Source organism: Chryseobacterium sp. Chry.R1, assembly GCF_039645525.1.
Lineage (GTDB): Bacteria > Bacteroidota > Bacteroidia > Flavobacteriales > Weeksellaceae > Chryseobacterium > Chryseobacterium proteolyticum.
In genome coordinates this window covers 2,954,803-2,971,456 of sequence record NZ_CP151793.1, presented here as the reverse complement: position 1 = coordinate 2,971,456, position 16,654 = coordinate 2,954,803, and the positions used below count along the sequence as shown (strand labels likewise).

Sequence of the window (16,654 nt, the reverse complement as noted above, 5' to 3'; positions counted from 1 at the left end):
TTACTTTTTATGTAATTTAATTCTATGTAATTTATACTTTTTATCTTTTTTCTGCTTTAAAATCAATCCGGCGAGTGGCGGCAGTTTTAAAGTTATGGATTGGGGTCTGTTCATCCAATCCCCTTTCTCTTCCCTGATAATAACAGGATCTACACCACTGCCACTGTATATTTCATCATCGGAATTGAAAATAACTACCCAATGTGTTCCTTCGTTCACTCCTATTGTATACTCCACAATACGGGGTGTAAGATTAAGAACGACCATGCAAACATCATCCTTCCGTTTTCCCTTTCTTAAATATACAAAGACAGAATTATCCTTATCATCGGCTTCCACCCATTCAAATCCTTTGGGATTAAACTGGTTTTCATACAAAGCAGATTCTGATCTGTACGCATGATTGAGATCTTTGACTAATGTCTGCAATCCTTTATGAACAGGATACTGTAACAAATGCCAATCCAGGCTTTGCTTAAAATTCCATTCAGCAGTCTGACCGAATTCATCTCCCATAAAAAGCAGTTTTGCTCCCGGATGCGTATACATGTATACATAAAGGGCACGAAGATTGGCAAACTTTTGCCATTCATCTCCCGGCATTTTATAAATAAGACTTGCTTTCCCATGTACAACTTCATCGTGAGATAAAGGCATCATGTAATTTTCGTTATACATGTACATGGACGCAAAGGTTATTTTGTGATGGTTATTTTTTCTGAGGATGGGATCAAGTTTAAAATAATCCAGTGTATCATGCATCCAACCCATCATCCATTTCATTCCAAAACCCACACCACCATCATGCACCGGCGTGGTAAGCATTGGAAAATCTGAACTTTCTTCAGCAATCGTAATAATTGCATTTCCGAATTCTTTATATACTGCTGTATTAAATTCCTGAAGAAATATTTTTGCTTCAAGATTTACATTCCCGCCATACTGATTTGGCTCCCACTCTCCTTCATTTCTGGAATAATCCAGATGGAGCATGGAAGTTACGGCATCTACCCGCAATCCATCCGCATGATATCTTTCCAGCCAAAACATGGCGTTGGAGATCAAAAAAGATTTTACTTCATTTCTTCCGTAGTTGAAAATGTAAGATTTCCAGTCCGGATGAAATCCTTTTCTCGGGTCTTCATGCTCATATAAAAAAGACCCATCGAAACGATGGAGTCCATTCGCATCTCCCGGGAAATGAGAAGGAACCCAGTCCAGTATTACGCCTATATCATTCTTATGAAGTTCATCAATCAGGAACATTAAATCCTGAGGAGATCCGAATCTTGAAGTTGCGGCATAGAAACCTGTGATCTGATATCCCCAACTAGGATCATAAGGAAACTCCATGACGGGCATAAATTCTACGTGTGTGAATCCCATTTCTATGATGTAAGGCACCAGCTTTTTGGCTATATCACGATAATTTAAAAACTTATCAGGATGGTCTTCTTCCCTTACCCATGAACCTAATTGCATTTCATATACAGAAATCGGAGCTTCCAACCGGTTCTTTTTCCATCGGCTGTCCATCCATTCCTGGTCCTTCCATTCATACCATGTAGTAGAAATCAGAGATGCTGCCTGTAAATTTTGCTCCCAACTTAATGCATAAGGATCACTTTTTTCCAAAAGATCACCGTAAGCCGTTTCTATAGCATATTTATATAAAGTTCCCCATTTAAGATCAGCAATAAAGCCTTCCCAGATCCCGGATCCATCCCACCGGGGATATAAAATATGCTCTTTATGATTCCAGTTATTAAAATTCCCAATCACAGAAACCTTTTTCGCATTGGGTGCCCAGACAGAAAAATAAACTCCTGAAACCCCGTCTTTCTCTACGGAATGTGCCCCAAACTTATCGTAAAGCTTGTAATGCTTACCTTCTTTGAAAAGATAAACATCATGATCCGTAAAAAGTGTATAGGTTTTAACAGAGTTCATTAGTGTTTAATTTTATATGCTTTGAAACTACGAAAAATACAGATAGAAACAATTAATTATAATTCAAATAATTGTTATAAAAGTTCTTTCATCCACCTCCCTATCAAATATATAAAATTTAATAGTCTTCTGATTGTTTTTTACCAGAAATTTTCAACGTTTATATATCTAAAGTTTTTTTATAAATTTAGCCTTAACTTTTTATAAAACGCATGATGAAGTTTAAGCTTTACACTGATGAAAGTGATGACAGAACTGTTTATATAACAGGAAATTTTAATAACTGGAACCCTAAAGATGATCAATACAAGCTTACTTCCATAGATGCTAACAACTATAGTATTGACATTAGCGATGAATTTTTGCCCTCAGCAATAGAATACAAATTCACAAAAGGAGGCTGGGAAAATGTAGAGCTTGACCAGTATGGAAATATTACTCTCAACAGAAAAGTAAACAAATCGACAGGAGAAGTCTCTGACATTGTAAAGAAATGGAGGCTTAACTGGGGACCTTTTAAAGATGAATTTTTTCCCATTATTGAAATCATCTCAGAAGAATTTTACATTCCACAACTCGACAGATACCGAAAAGTATGGGCGTTACTTCCCTACGATTATTATATTTCCAACAAAAGCTATCCTGTACTCTATCTTCAGGACGCACAGAACCTCTTCAACGAAGGAAGTGAATACGGCAATTGGGAAATAGATAAAAAACTCTCTATTCTTGCAGAATATGGACGTGGGGATGTAATCATCATCGCGATTGAACACGGAAGTCAGGAAAGGATAAAGGAATATATATTCGACAATGATCATGTTGCTCACGGTTCCGAAGGCAAGAAATACATACGCTTCATCACAGATACGCTGAAACCTTTTGTCGATGAAAATTACCGGACCAAAAAAGACAGGGAAAATACAGGTATCGGCGGGAGTTCATTAGGTGCCCTTATTAGTATTTACAGTGGATTTCTATATCCTGAAGTATATTCAAAATTACTGATCTTCTCTCCTTCGCTTTGGGTAGAGCCTAACAATAATTTTCCAATGATGAACTTCCGTATTCCCTTCAAGACTAAAATCTATTTATACGGAGGAGGAAAGGAAGGATCTAAAATGGTAAAAAGAATCCGCATATTTGAAGAATATTTAAAAAAATGGGAACAAAAAAATCTTTTTGATTTCGAATTTAAAACCAGTATCAATCCCGAAGGTACACACAGTGAATTCTATTGGTCGCAGGAGTTTCCGAGGGCCATCGAATGGCTATTTTATGACAATACAGAAAATCCTGTAGAAGTAGCACCACAACAACAATCAATCAAACCGTAAAAATTATGAAACTAATCAATAAAAAAAATAAAAATTACATTCAGGTTTTTCAATTATTTACAGAAGAAGAATGGATCAAAAAAAATAAAAGCATTAACAAAAATATTTCCACCTTTTTTACAGGAAAAAAGAATGAAGTTTTCATTAGCACTAGTGAAGATAGCATTACTTATTTTATCGGATTAGGAAAATCGTCTGTTCAAAGTTTTGAGATCCAGCAGGTGGCATTAAAATTTTCACAAACACAAAAAAATAATTTAAAAGCTGTCCCTACTCTGTTGATGAGCGATTTCATCAGCCAAAAACAATTTGAAGAATTTATCAAAGGACTGTTATTAGGAACATACAAATACCCATTTGATAAAAGCCATCCTTTCTGGAGCCCTGAATTTGAAATTCACTTTGAAAATATAAGCCAGAAAAAACTGGATAATATCAACCAAAAAGCATTAGCGCTGTCCAATGGTCAGACAGCTTGCCAGGAATGGTTAAATAAACCTGCAAACCTTAAGACCCCACCCGTTTTAGGCTCATACCTTAAGGATCTGGCAAAAAAACATCAGCTTAAATACACTGTATTCAACAGAAAAAAATGTGAGGAATTAGGTCTTGGAGCGTATCTCTCAGTTAATCAGGGAAGCGCTTATGATGCTGCATTCACTATATTAGAATATCGGACAACCGTAAAAAAAGCAAAGACCATTGGATTAATTGGAAAGTGTGTGGTTTTTGATACCGGAGGCATTTCATTAAAAGATCATCAGAACATGCATTATATGAAATCCGATATGGGCGGAGCAACTGCTGTTATAGGATCTTTAATTTATGCTTCAGAGATGCAGCTTCCTGTAAACCTTGTTGTAATTTTACCCATTACCGATAATGCTATTTCTGAAAAAGCTTTTCTGCCAAGTGATGTCATCACAGCTTACAACGGAAAAACTATAGAAGTTCTGAATACTGATGCAGAAGGCAGAATGATATTAGCCGATGCTCTTTCTTATCTGGCTAAAAACTACAAAACAGATCTTCTTATTGATCTGGCAACCCTTACAGGAAGTTCAGTAAGAATGTTTGGAGATACCTGTGGTGCTTTGTTCTCAAACAATGAAGAAGTGAAAAATATGTTATTGCAAACAGGTGACAGAACCAATCAAAGGCTGTGGAATCTTCCCTTGTGGGATGTATGGAAAGAAGACATACAATCTGATGTAGCAGATCTTAAAAACATTTCCTTGAAGCCGATTGGTGATTGTATTGTAGCGGCCAAATTTCTGGAACAATTTATAGAAAATCATCCGAAGTGGGCTCACCTGGATATTGCGGGAGTCGCTTTCGGGAGTGTTGGTTATGCCAAAGAAAAAGCCGCAACAGGTTTTGGAGTGCAATTGCTGACGGATTTAATCGAAAATTATCATTAAAAATTAGTTTATTACAAAATTTCTCTGTATAATTGATTTAGGATTTTCAAAATCTCAGCAATGGCTAATTTTTAATATTAATTAGTTAATAAAAAATTGCTTTTATTTTTGATAATTCATTAAATTTTTAAAAACACTGTATGGAGGAGAAAACTATAGTATGTATTTCGTGCTATTACAAGGGCTATGATTTCATGGACGAAATGAAGATGCTCGGTAATAAAATAATCCTGATTACATCCGAAAATATCAGAGAAAAGAACTGGCCGTGGCATGCGATCGATGAGGTTTTTTATATGCCCGAATTAAAGCCGTCCGTATGGAATCTTGAACATCTTATTCAGGGATTCTCCCATCTTATGCAGACCCGAAAAATTGATGCTGTCGTTGCTCTCGATGATTATGACGTTGAAAAAGCAGCACTGATCAGGGAGACTTTCCGTATCCCAGGGATGGGACAAACTACCCACCGCTATTTCAGGGATAAACTGGCAATGAGACAAAAAGCCAAAGATTCGGGTATCAACGTGCCGGAATTTACAGCAGTCTTTAACAATGATGAGGTTAATACTTTTATTGAAAACGTTCCTGCTCCGTGGGTGTTAAAGCCCCGTTCCGAAGCTTCTGCATCGGGGATAAAGAAAATCACTTCTAAGGAACAGCTTTGGGAAGCCTTAAATGAGTTGGGAGAAGAACGCCATCTTTTTTTACTGGAAAGCTTTAAACCCGGAGATGTTTTCCATGTAGACAGCCTTACTTTTGATAAAGAAGTGGTGTTTACATCAGCATCTCAATATCTGGCCCCGCCGATGCAGGTTTCCCATGAAGGAGGTGTTTTCAGAACCAAAACTTTAAGCAGGCAATCTGATGAATTCAAAGCTCTTGAAGAAATTAATGCAAAACTCCTCTCAAATTTTGGATTACTGAATGGAGCCACCCATACTGAATTTATAAGGAGTAAAGAAGACGGAACATGGTATTTTCTGGAAACCTCTTCACGTGTAGGGGGTGCACATATTCCTGATCTTGTTGAAGCTTCCAGCGATATCAATATCTGGCGCGAATGGGCAAAGATTGAAGACGCACTTCTGAGATCAAAAAAATATGAAGTAGCCAAACCCGTGGAGTACCATTCCGGGTTGATCATTGCTTTGATTAAGGATCAAAAGCCTGATTACGGTCCGTTCGAATGTGAAGAAATAGTTAAGTACCTTCCTATAGACTATCATGTCGGGATAGTATATAAATCCGGAAACGCCGATATTATACAGGAAAGACTCGACTTCGCTGCAGAGAAGATCAATACCGGATTACTGAATATTTTACCTCCGAAAGGTAAACCCACAAGTTAGTTCGGTCTGTATTCAAATTATAATTATTCCAAGCATGCCACATATAGAACATACTGATTATTATTCAAATATATTGGGAATAAGCATTAAGGTAGAAGTAACAGGACATTACGGCTATCCTATTATCATGTTCCCTACTTCGCAGGGATTGTATACCCAGAATCATGATTTCCACCTCAACGGAAGCATCAACTGGTTTGTAGAGCAGGGCAAAGTAAAGCTGTATAACCTTCAGACTATTGACAGCTGGAGTTTTTATGATGATGATATATCGCCGCAGCAAAGAATAAAAAATTATGAAAGATATGTTCAGTTTCTTATTCAGGAATTTGTCCCTTATATTCAGAAATTACATAAAACACACCGGGTTGCTATAGCCGGTGCCAGTTTCGGAGGATACCATGCTGCAAATTTTGCATTCCGGTTTCCTGATGTCATCTCACATTTATTCTGTCTTTCCGGGGCATTTACGATCCGGAATTTCATGGACGGATATTCTGATGATCTTGTATATTATAATTGCCCCAGAGAGTTCGTCAAAAATGATGAGGCCTGGAAATATAAACATATGCATATTGTCTTAAGTACTTCTGATCAGGACATTTGTAAGGATAAAAACCTTGAAATGGCAGCAATCCTCCAATCAAAAGGAATAGATTACTGGTATGATGAAAGAAAATGGATCAATCACGACTGGCCGTTGTGGAGAATGGTATTCCCGACGTTCATCAGCACATTTTTTTCCTGAAAAATCAGGTTCTGACAATCATTTATTAGTATAAAACAATAAAAATAACAATTATGAAAAAAAAGGTGGGAATTCTATTTGGTATGGAGGATACATTTCCCTGGGCATTTATCGATAAAGTAAATGAGCTGGGAAATGGCGAGATTATAGCAGAACCTGTCCATATTGATAAACTTGAACAAGGGGCTGATTATGGTTATGCTGTTATTATAGACAGGATTTCCCATGATGTTCCCTTCTACAGGGCATACCTCAAAAATGCTGCACTGAATGGGACCTATATTATCAATAATCCGTTCTGGTGGAGTGCTGATGAAAAATTTTTCAATAATGCACTGATGACAAAACTGGGAATTCCTCTTCCCAAAACGGTATTATTACCTTCTCACGAAAGGCCAACCAATACTACGGAAACATCATTCAGAAACTTAAAATTTCCTCATGACTGGGAATATATATTCGATTATGTAGGTTTTCCCGCTTATATGAAACCTCACGACGGAGGAGGCTGGAGAAATGTGTATAGAATTGAAAATCCGGAAGATTTATGGAATAAACTGGGTGAAACAGAACAACTCGTGATGATGGTTCAGGAAGAGATTATTTTTGATGATTACTACAGGGTATATTGCCTGGGTAGGAAATACGTTCATATCATGCCTTATGAGCCTCGAAATGAGCCTCATTTAAGATATGCAACCAATCATCAGACTGATGGTGAAGAACTGGAAAAACTATTGAAGACCATTCACGATTATACCATAACAATGAATGAGGCCTTAGGATATGATTTCAACACCGTGGAATTTGCAGTACGGGATGGAATTCCTTATGCTATTGATTTTTGTAATCCTGCGCCTGATGCCGACAGAAATTCTGTAGGAGAAGAAAATTTTGCATGGATTGTGGAACACGCTGCTCTGTTTGCGATTGAAAAAGCCAAAGAATATGTTCCAGGAAAGCCTAATATTTCCTGGGGAAATTTTGTAAAAGACTCCATACGATAGATCAGTGAAAGAGAAAATAAAAAAACACTAAAAGGATGCACCAGTTTACTATAGGAATCGAAGAAGAGTATCAGATAATTGATGTTGAAAGCAGGGATCTTATTTCTCATGTTTCTAAAATTATTGAAGGTGGGAAAGCTGTTTTAAGTGAAAATTTAAAACACGAAATGCATGAATCCATGATTGAAATGGAAACAGGGATCTGCCAGAATATTCAGGATGCAAGAACTGAGCTCACGAATTTAAGAAGGCATCTCATCAATATTGCACATGAACAGGGGCTCAGGGTATCAGGAGGAGGAACCCATCCTTTCTCCCATTGGTCGGACAATTCCATTACCCAAGGTGAACGTTATGTAAAAATTGTAGATGATATGGGAGATGTAGCCCGGGAAAATCTTATTTTCGGTCTTCATGTTCACATTGGTATTCCCAATCGTGAAGAAGGAGTAAGAATTCAAAACGTAATGCGATATTTTCTTCCCCATGTTTACGCTCTATCAACCAATTCTCCATTTTGGATCGGAAGAAATACAGGTTTTAAATCATACAGACAAGAGATCTTTGTCAAATTCCCAAGAACAGGGATACCAAGCTATTTCAACTCATTGGCTGAATTTGACAGCTATGTAGACCTTCTGGTGAAAACAGGAACGATTGATAACGCCAAAAAAATATGGTGGGATCTTCGGGTACATCCATTCTACCCTACTATTGAATTCAGAATCTGTGATATGCCGTTAAGGATTGATGAAACGGTTTGTCTGGCTGCCATTATGCAGAGCTTAGTAGCCAAAATTTATAAACTTCACAAGCAAAATTTAAGTTTCAGAAGCTATAGAAGGCTTTTATTAAACGAAAATAAATGGCGCGCTTCAAAGAGTGGTATAGAAGCACATCTTATCGACTTTGGTAAAGAGGAATCGGTGCCATATCCGGATCTCCTGAAAGAACTGCTGGAATTTATAGATGATGTAGTTGATGAGTTAGGATGCAGGAAAGAAGTAGAATACGCATGGAAAATACTGGAAAACGGAACCGGTGCAGACAGGCAGCTTCAGATCTTCAGGGAAACAGGAGACCTTACTAAAGTGGTAGATTATATGATCTCCGAAACAGAATACGGCATTACCCACGGCGAAATCATTTCATGATATTTTTGGTAACTTTGCAAAAATATGATGTATGAAAGATATTAGAATTGCTCTGTTGGATATGAACAACAATCATGTTAACCAAGGATTTAGAAATATTAAAGAAATTTCTGAAGCCTTCAGGCAAAATTCTGAAGAAAATGTAAGCATTGAGGTATTTGATGTACGCTACAAAGATGAAATTCCGGATATCAGAGATTTTGATATTTTTATTTCATCTGGAGGGCCGGGAAATCCTCATAAAGAAGGTTTGGACTGGGAAATAAAGTACGCTGATTTTTTAGATGCCGTATATAACCATAATAAAGAAAAGGAGGATAAGAAATATTTGTTTCTCATATGCCATTCGTTTCAGATAGGAAGTATTCACTGGAATCTGGGAAATGTATGTCCAAGAAAATCTTACTCTTTTGGAGTAATGCCTATCCACAAGACAGAGGAAGGAGAAAGTGAATTCTTATTTAAAAATCTTTCGAATCCTTTTTATGGTGTAGATTCGCGGGCATTTCAGTTTATAGAACCGGACCATGATCGTTTTGAGGAATTAGGAATGAAGATCGTTGCAATAGAAAAATTCCGACCTCACATAGACCTTGAACGGGCTGTTATGGCAGTTCGCTTCTCAGAAGAGATATTTGGAACACAGTTTCATCCCGAAGCAGATCCGGCGAGCATGCTTGAAAATCTAAAAGATGAAAAGAACAGAGCTGCGATGATAGAAAATTTCGGAAGAGAGAAATATCTTGAAACACTTGACCGCATTGATGATGAAGACAAAATTGTTTTGACTAGAGCCCAGATCCTTCCGGCATTTTTACAGTTTGCGAAAAAAAATATTCTGAAAAGAACAGGTGTAATTGCTTGAAATAAAAAGTAAATAAACGCAATCCCATAAATCGAGCAAAATTGCTCGATTTTTTAAAATCACAAAGAAAAAAATATGATCCCAAAATACAGAAAGCAATTTAATAAAGATTTTTCGCAGGAAAAATACAATCAAGTTAAAGATATTCTTACGCAAAAAAGCGGTATTGAGCCTGCATTCAGAATTTCAGAAAGTCCGTTTTTTCTTACTAAAGAATTTGAAACCAAACTCATTGACGCCAGTGAAAGCATTATCGATCAGATAAAGGCTTTACCTAAAGAAATTCTTCAGAAAGCTATCCCGGAGAATTGTAAAGTTCCCAATGATACAGATCAGCCTCACTTCTTCACCATTGACTTTGGTGTTTGTAAAAATGAAAATGGAGAGATTGAGCCACAATTGATAGAACTACAGGCCTTTCCATCGTTATATGCTTTTCAGAAAACTTTTGAAAATACTTTTTGTGAAGTTTATCCCTTTCTTTCAGCAATTAAGAATCCCATGTCTGCTGACCAGTTCACTCATTATTTGAAAGAGTTAATTATCGGAAATGAAAATCCGGAAAATGTAATTCTTCTGGAAATTTTTCCCGACAAACAAAAGACGGCAATAGATTTTGCGCTGACTGAAAAATTACTCGGTATAAAAACAGTTTGCCTTACTAAAGTAAAAAAAGAAGGAAGAAAACTATACTATGAGGATAATGGCAGACAAATTCAGATAAAAAGGATTTATAATCGTGTTATTTTTGATGAATTGGACAGAATTCCGGGTCTTACTCTTGAATTCGATTTTCGAGAAGAGGCAGATGTTAAATGGATCACCCATCCCAATTGGTTTTTTAAAATTTCAAAATACCTTTTACCTTTATTACGACATCAGTTTGTTCCTAAAAGCTACTTCCTCCATGAGTTTCCCGAGCATGAGAATCTTGAAAATTATGTTTTAAAACCTTTATTTTCATTTGCAGGTAGTGGTGTAGAACTCAATCCTACCTTTGAAATAACAGATTCTATTACAGATAAGGAAAATTATATATTACAACGGAAAGTACAATACGAACCTGTTTTTGAAGATATCAATGGTGAATTTTCAAAAGCAGAGATCCGTTTATTGTATATTTGGCGGGAAAATGATGAACGTCCTATCTTACTTGAGAATCTGGGCAGAATGACCAAAGCTGCCATGGTGAATGTAGATTTTAATAAAAAAGATGCCATCTGGATCGGTAGTTCTAATGTATTCTTTGGAGAAATGTAAAAATAATTAAAACAATATCTGTTTATGGAACAAAATTCCGCTTTTGAAGAGTTTGATAATACCACTAAAAGGCGCGACCTATTACCGGTATGGATCAAGATCTTTACCTGGTTTTTCTTAATTGGAGGATCTGTAGCATCCCTGATACTAATTGCAGGATTTTTCCTGACAAATGTATCATTATCAATTTACGGAATCAAAGCCAATCATCCTTATACTATTCCTGGTCTCATCGTTTGTATTCTTTTAATTTTTAAGGCCATTGTAGCTTATGGACTTTGGTTTGAAGAAAAATGGGGTCCAAAAACAGCAATTATTGATGCTATTATAGGTATTATAGTTTGCATTGTCATGATGGTAGTTATTCCTTTCGTTAATTCAAACATCAGCTTCACCATTAGACTAGAATTAATCCCTCTCTATTTTTATCTGATGAAAATGAGGGAGATTGAGAAGAGATGAACAAGCTTATAAAAGAAAAACCTCCAAATGGAGGTTTTTTCATTATATTCTTAATCAGATTTTATCGTCTTCCAGCAATTCTTTAGCCTGATACTCCTGGACAAGATCAATCGCATTTGAAATCACATCGCTCAGGGCAGTAATAAATGTTCCTTCTTCAGCCATTCCGATAGCATGTTTCAATGCCTCAATTTCTTTTGGAATAATCTCATAACTTACATCTCTTCCGGCTTCATTAATTCCGTCTATAATCAGACCGTTAATTTCCTCTTCTTTCCTTCCCCGAAGATGTTTTTCATTTCTTATGATAATGTAATCAAACATTCTCCCCGCAATCTTGCCGCATAACCGTATGTCTTCATCTCTCCGGTCTCCTACCCCTGAAATAATTCCAATTTTTTTGGTTGACTCTACATTTTTAAGATAATCTTCAATCGCCTCGTAGCCATTCGGATTATGGGCAAAGTCTATTAATACCTTAAAATTTTTAAACTTAAATATATTCAATCTTCCCGGTGTAAGCTGTGCACTTGGAATAAATGTTCTAAGTGAATTTGAAATATCCTCAATACCAAAACCGTACAGGTAGCAGGCTAAACTTGCTGCCAGAACATTTGCGATCATGAATTTTGCCTTACCTTCCATTGTAATAGGAAAATCTTTAGCCCTTCCAATGCGGATCTTCCAGTCTCCTTTTTTAATGGTTACAAAGCCTTCTTCATACACACAGGTAATTTTTCCTTCTTTCGCGAACTTCTTAATATACGAATTATTCTCGTCCAAGCTGAAAATTGCTACATTGCTGTCCAGATCATTTACAATTCGCATTGAATATTCATCATCGGCATTCATTACACTCCAGCCACTTTTCTTTACACTATCCAATACTACTCTCTTTACTCTGGTAAGATCTTTTAGATTATGAATATCATTCATCCCCAAGTGATCTTCTTTAATATTGGTTAAAACGCCAATATCACACTGTGAAAAACCTAACCCTGAACGCAGAATTCCTCCTCTGGCAGTTTCTAATACCGCAAATTCTACAGTCGGATCTTTTAAAACAAATTCAGCGGAAAGCGGACCTGTGGTATCTCCTTTTGTAAGCATGGTATTCTGAATATAGATTCCATCTGAAGTTGTAAATCCAACTCTGTATCCGTTATTTTTAACAATATGGGAGATCAGTCTCGTCGTGGTTGTTTTACCATTAGTCCCCGTTACAGCTATAATAGGAATTGTAAAAGGTTTTCCCTGTGGATACAGCATATCTACAACAGGAGCAGCCACATTCCTCGGAAGACCTTCACTTGGAGCAAGATGCATTCTGAATCCAGGAGCTGCATTTACTTCAATAATGGCCCCACCACTTTCTTTGAGTGGCTGAGTCAGATTTTCAGCCATGATATCGATACCACAAACATCAAGACCGATGATTTTAGAAATCCTTTCGGCCATGGTAATATTTTCAGGATGTACCATATCCGTTACGTCAATTGAGGTACCTCCCGTAGAAAGATTGGCAGTAGATTTCAGGAAAACGACTTCTCCTTTCTGAGGAACCGTCTCCAGTGTATACTGAAGCTTTTCAAGAAGCTCCATCGTATCCTTATCAATTTGTATTTCCGTTAAAACATTTTCGTGACCATAACCTCTCCTCGGATCTTTGTTTTCCTTTTCAATCAGTTTTCCTATATCATGTTCTCCGTCACCTACCACGTGGGCAGGTACCCGTCTGGCTGCTGCAACCATTTTATTATTAATGACCAGAACCCTGAAATCATATCCTGTAATATATTTTTCAACGATCGTTTTTTTAGAATAGTTCTGGGCATGTTGCAGACCAATTTTAGCACTTTCCCAATCATTTACATTGATAGAAGACCCTTTTCCATGATTACCGTCCAATGGTTTAAGAACAATCGGATATCCTATTTTTTTAATAACCTTTTCCAAGCCTTCTTCATCCGTCACAAGGTCACCTATGGGAACCGGAATTGCCGCATCATGAAGCATCTTTTTAGTAAGCTCCTTGTTACATGCAATATCTACCGCAATTGAACTTGTTTTACCGGTAATCGTTGCCTGGAATCTTTGCTGGTTAACTCCGTATCCCAATTGTACCAGAGAATTGGTTCCTAATCTGATCCATGGAATTTTTCTGGAAACGGCTTCTTCTACGATACTCCCTGTAGAAGGACCTAAACGAACACGTTCCCTGATTTCCTTTAATTTATGAACGCATTCACTGATATCGTATTCTTTTCCTTCGATCAGGGCTTCAGCAATTTTTACGGCTTCTTCAGCAGCATAAATTCCTGCATTTTCTTCAATATAATCAAATACTACATTGTAAACTCCGGGAGTTTTTGTTTCACGGGTTCTTCCAAATCCGGTGTCCATTCCTGCCAGAGTCTGGATTTCGAGAGCGATGTGTTCAATAACATGTCCCATCCAGGTTCCCGTTTCTACCCTATGAAAAAAGCCTCCTCTTACGCCCTCCGAACAGCGATGGGTAATCAAGGAAGGTATCAATTTTTCTATACGCTCTCTGAACCCTTCAATCTTATTGGTAGGAAAATTCTCCATCTCTTCGAGGTCCAACCGCATCTGTATCAGCTTCTTCCTTCTGATGCTCCAAATATTTGGACCACGTAAGGCCTGTATCTTCTCAATTTTCATAGTCAATTTGCATTTTTCTTGATTAATAATAACATCTTCTAAAATCAAAGATAATGTAAAACCATAAACAAAACCATAGACCATTTAAAGATTTCCCAAAAAAATTAAATATTATTAACAATCTTAAAATCCTCAAAATCAATTTATGTATAATTGATATTTCCTCGAGTATTAATAATTTTTTAAATTTGCATACATGATGAAACCTGTTGGAAAATTAATTGTTATCGGAGGTGCTGTAAATAAAGGAAGTTTTGCAGAAACCGATTATGATCAGAACATAGAAAAAAACCTTAATTTTTTTGAAAGAGGTATTTTAAGAAAGATCATTAATGAGTCTAAGCTCAAAGAAAATTCTGTAATAGAAATCGTTACTACAGCTTCACAGATCCCTCAGATTGTAGGAACGGAATATAAGAAAGCATTCGAATTTCTGGGCGCAAAAAATGTCAACATTCTGGATATCCATAACCGGGAAGAAGCCAATTCTGATGCTATGGTAGCAAGAGCCAATGCAGCGGACGTGGTGATGTTTACCGGTGGGGACCAATTGCGGCTTACATCTATCCTTGGCGGGACAAGATTCCACGATACCATTCTTTTAAAATACCAGGAGCAGGATTTCATCTATTCCGGAACTTCTGCCGGAGCTGCTGCAGCTTCAGAAAACATGATCTATCAGGGCAGCAGCTCGGAAGCATTATTAAAAGGAGAAATAAAAACCACTCAGGGGTTAGGACTTATTGATAATGTAATCATTGATACCCACTTTGTACAAAGAGGACGCATCGGAAGACTTTTCCAGGCAGTTGTTAATAATCCAAGAACATTAGGAATCGGATTGGGAGAAGATACAGGTCTTTTTATACACAATGATGTAATGACTGCTGTAGGTTCAGGTCTTGTAATTATCGTGGATGGACGTTTTATTAAAGATACCAATCTTACCAATATCAACTTAGGCGAACCTATATCCATTGATAACCTTACCGTGCATGTCATGTCGATGAACGATCATTATGACCTTACCACAAGAACATTAACGATTGAGAATTCACAATTCAATCCTATCCCACAGGACAAATAATTTGATCCCGAAAAATTGAGAGTGAAGAATTAAAAGTTTTTAGTGTATATGAACTAAAAACCTTATAATTTATAGTCAATATAATCGTAAGTTTACCACCTACAACTTTCATTTAAATAAAATATGAAAATAATCATCCACGGCGGTTTCTTTTCCGAAAGTGACCAAAGCCATGAAGTAAAAGTTGCCAAACAAAATTCATTAAAAAATATTGCACAAAAAGCATTTGATTATCTGCAATCCAATTCAGCTTTTGATACCGTAGCGTATGCAGTATCTCTTCTTGAAGATGATGCCCTGTTCAATGCAGGAATCGGTTCTCAGATCCAAAGTGATGGTATCATTCGGATGAGTGCAGCGATCATGGATGCAGAAACACAGAAATTAAGTGGTGTTATTAATATTCAGGATGTTAAAAATCCCGTATTTGTAGCAAAGGATTTAATGAAGGAGGAAGATCGTGTTTTAGGAGGTAGTGGTGCAAAAAAATATGCTTCAGAACATGGTTTTGAAGATTTCTCTACAGAAATTCCCCAAAGAAGAAAAGAATACGAAGCAAAAATAAATAACGGAGGAAAAGGAACTGTAGGTTGCGTAGCCATAGACAAGGATGGAAAACTTGCTGTTGCCACTTCAACCGGTGGAAAAGGGTTTGAAATTCCCGGAAGAATTTCTGATTCAGCTACTGTTGCCGGAAATTACGCCAACTCATTTTGTGCCGTAAGCTGCACTGGTGTAGGTGAAGATATTGTAAGCAATGCTACAGCAACCAAAATTGTGACCCGGGTAACTGATGGAATGAAATTGAAAGATGCATTTCATAAAACCTTTGAGGAATTAAAAACTATTGATGGCTTTGCAGGTGCGATTGCTATTGATAAAGATGGAAATATCTATCATCAGGACTCTTATCCTACGATGGTTTTTGCAAGTTTTGATGGTGAAAATTTTGAAATATTCAATTAATTTAACATTTTTTTATTACTGCTTTCATTTTTTTGGCACGCAATTTACATGATACTAAACAACAAATTTTTAATATTAATTTAAAAAATAGAAATCATGGGAAATAAGACAAACGGATTATTAGCTTTATTAGGTTTAGGTGCTTTAGCATATTGGAAGTACAAAAAATCCACACCAGAAGAACAACAAGCTGTAAAGGACAAAATCAACAACGTTAAGGACAATGTAAACAAGTGGGGAAATGATCTTAAGAACAAAGCAAATGATGTTGCATCCCAGGTTCAGGACAAAGTTGATGAGGCTAAAACAAAAGCTCAGGACTCTTTAAGTTAAAACAAGTTTTTTTTAACATTCATATACAGA

General features: G+C 36.7%; 14 protein-coding genes. 12 read left to right on the top strand and 2 right to left on the bottom strand.

The window, feature by feature from the left end; genetic code table 11:
• Complete coding sequence (gene glgB / locus AAEU33_RS13430) at positions 1-1,950, bottom strand: 1,4-alpha-glucan branching protein GlgB (RefSeq protein ID WP_345988027.1); 1,950 nt, start codon at positions 1,948-1,950, stop codon at positions 1-3.
• A gap of 215 nt (positions 1,951-2,165) precedes the next feature.
• Here glgB and AAEU33_RS13425 point away from each other — a divergent pair, with 215 nt between their 5' ends.
• From AAEU33_RS13425 to AAEU33_RS13385, 9 genes are all read left to right on the top strand, one after another.
• Entirely contained in the window at positions 2,166-3,287 is a 1,122-nt protein-coding gene (locus tag AAEU33_RS13425) for an alpha/beta hydrolase-fold protein (protein WP_345992779.1), read from the top strand.
• A gap of 5 nt (positions 3,288-3,292) precedes the next feature.
• The gene (locus tag AAEU33_RS13420; protein WP_345988025.1) at positions 3,293-4,708 is read left to right on the top strand and encodes a leucyl aminopeptidase family protein; all 1,416 of its coding nucleotides are present in this window, start codon (positions 3,293-3,295) and stop codon (positions 4,706-4,708) included.
• 140 nt (positions 4,709-4,848) lie between these two features.
• Positions 4,849-6,060 carry an ATP-grasp domain-containing protein gene (locus AAEU33_RS13415; protein WP_172278554.1) on the top strand — a complete coding sequence of 404 codons (1,212 nt, stop codon included), beginning with the start codon at positions 4,849-4,851 and terminating at the stop codon, positions 6,058-6,060.
• Between the two features lie 34 nt (positions 6,061-6,094).
• The gene (locus AAEU33_RS13410; protein ID WP_345988023.1) at positions 6,095-6,808 is read left to right on the top strand and encodes an alpha/beta hydrolase-fold protein; all 714 of its coding nucleotides are present in this window, start codon (positions 6,095-6,097) and stop codon (positions 6,806-6,808) included.
• Between the two features lie 53 nt (positions 6,809-6,861).
• Entirely contained in the window at positions 6,862-7,815 is a 954-nt protein-coding gene (locus AAEU33_RS13405; RefSeq protein WP_172278558.1) for a hypothetical protein, read from the top strand.
• Between the two features lie 35 nt (positions 7,816-7,850).
• Positions 7,851-8,969: a carboxylate-amine ligase gene (locus tag AAEU33_RS13400; protein ID WP_172278560.1), complete on the top strand. Its 1,119-nt coding sequence runs from the start codon at positions 7,851-7,853 to the stop codon at positions 8,967-8,969.
• A 31-nt stretch (positions 8,970-9,000) separates the two neighbouring features.
• On the top strand, positions 9,001-9,834 hold the full coding sequence (locus AAEU33_RS13395; RefSeq protein ID WP_172278562.1) for a GMP synthase: 834 nt from the start codon (positions 9,001-9,003) through the stop codon (positions 9,832-9,834).
• A 75-nt stretch (positions 9,835-9,909) separates the two neighbouring features.
• Positions 9,910-11,094: a hypothetical protein gene (locus AAEU33_RS13390; protein ID WP_273648211.1), complete on the top strand. Its 1,185-nt coding sequence runs from the start codon at positions 9,910-9,912 to the stop codon at positions 11,092-11,094.
• Between the two features lie 24 nt (positions 11,095-11,118).
• Positions 11,119-11,556, top strand: coding sequence for a hypothetical protein (locus AAEU33_RS13385; protein WP_273648212.1), 438 nt, complete (start codon positions 11,119-11,121; stop codon positions 11,554-11,556).
• 54 nt (positions 11,557-11,610) lie between these two features.
• Here AAEU33_RS13385 and cphA read toward each other — a convergent pair whose 3' ends face one another.
• Entirely contained in the window at positions 11,611-14,238 is a 2,628-nt protein-coding gene (gene cphA / locus AAEU33_RS13380; RefSeq protein ID WP_172278567.1) for a cyanophycin synthetase, read from the bottom strand.
• Between the two features lie 199 nt (positions 14,239-14,437).
• Here cphA and AAEU33_RS13375 point away from each other — a divergent pair, with 199 nt between their 5' ends.
• The 3 genes from AAEU33_RS13375 (at position 14,438) to AAEU33_RS13365 (ending at position 16,624) form a co-directional block, all read left to right on the top strand.
• Entirely contained in the window at positions 14,438-15,325 is an 888-nt protein-coding gene (locus AAEU33_RS13375; protein ID WP_172279675.1) for a cyanophycinase, read from the top strand.
• Positions 15,326-15,448: 123 nt separating this feature from the next.
• Entirely contained in the window at positions 15,449-16,291 is an 843-nt protein-coding gene (locus tag AAEU33_RS13370; RefSeq protein ID WP_345988020.1) for an isoaspartyl peptidase/L-asparaginase, read from the top strand.
• A gap of 96 nt (positions 16,292-16,387) precedes the next feature.
• Entirely contained in the window at positions 16,388-16,624 is a 237-nt protein-coding gene (locus AAEU33_RS13365) for a YtxH domain-containing protein (RefSeq protein WP_172278571.1), read from the top strand.
• Positions 16,625-16,654 lie beyond the last annotated feature (30 nt).

Excerpts from the sequence above, each read along its gene's own strand:
- glgB (WP_345988027.1), bottom strand. The coding sequence starts at position 1,950 with ATGAACTCTGTTAAAACCTATACACTTTTTACGGATCATGATGTTTAT.
- AAEU33_RS13415 (WP_172278554.1), top strand. The coding sequence starts at position 4,849 with ATGGAGGAGAAAACTATAGTATGTATTTCGTGCTATTACAAGGGCTAT.
- AAEU33_RS13365 (WP_172278571.1), top strand. The coding sequence starts at position 16,388 with ATGGGAAATAAGACAAACGGATTATTAGCTTTATTAGGTTTAGGTGCT.
- AAEU33_RS13385 (WP_273648212.1), top strand. The coding sequence starts at position 11,119 with ATGGAACAAAATTCCGCTTTTGAAGAGTTTGATAATACCACTAAAAGG.
- AAEU33_RS13400 (WP_172278560.1), top strand. The coding sequence starts at position 7,851 with ATGCACCAGTTTACTATAGGAATCGAAGAAGAGTATCAGATAATTGAT.
- cphA (WP_172278567.1), bottom strand. The coding sequence starts at position 14,238 with ATGAAAATTGAGAAGATACAGGCCTTACGTGGTCCAAATATTTGGAGC.
- AAEU33_RS13420 (WP_345988025.1), top strand. The coding sequence starts at position 3,293 with ATGAAACTAATCAATAAAAAAAATAAAAATTACATTCAGGTTTTTCAA.
- AAEU33_RS13370 (WP_345988020.1), top strand. The coding sequence starts at position 15,449 with ATGAAAATAATCATCCACGGCGGTTTCTTTTCCGAAAGTGACCAAAGC.
- AAEU33_RS13390 (WP_273648211.1), top strand. The coding sequence starts at position 9,910 with ATGATCCCAAAATACAGAAAGCAATTTAATAAAGATTTTTCGCAGGAA.
- AAEU33_RS13405 (WP_172278558.1), top strand. The coding sequence starts at position 6,862 with ATGAAAAAAAAGGTGGGAATTCTATTTGGTATGGAGGATACATTTCCC.
- AAEU33_RS13410 (WP_345988023.1), top strand. The coding sequence starts at position 6,095 with ATGCCACATATAGAACATACTGATTATTATTCAAATATATTGGGAATA.
- AAEU33_RS13395 (WP_172278562.1), top strand. The coding sequence starts at position 9,001 with ATGAAAGATATTAGAATTGCTCTGTTGGATATGAACAACAATCATGTT.
- AAEU33_RS13375 (WP_172279675.1), top strand. The coding sequence starts at position 14,438 with ATGAAACCTGTTGGAAAATTAATTGTTATCGGAGGTGCTGTAAATAAA.
- AAEU33_RS13425 (WP_345992779.1), top strand. The coding sequence starts at position 2,166 with ATGAAGTTTAAGCTTTACACTGATGAAAGTGATGACAGAACTGTTTAT.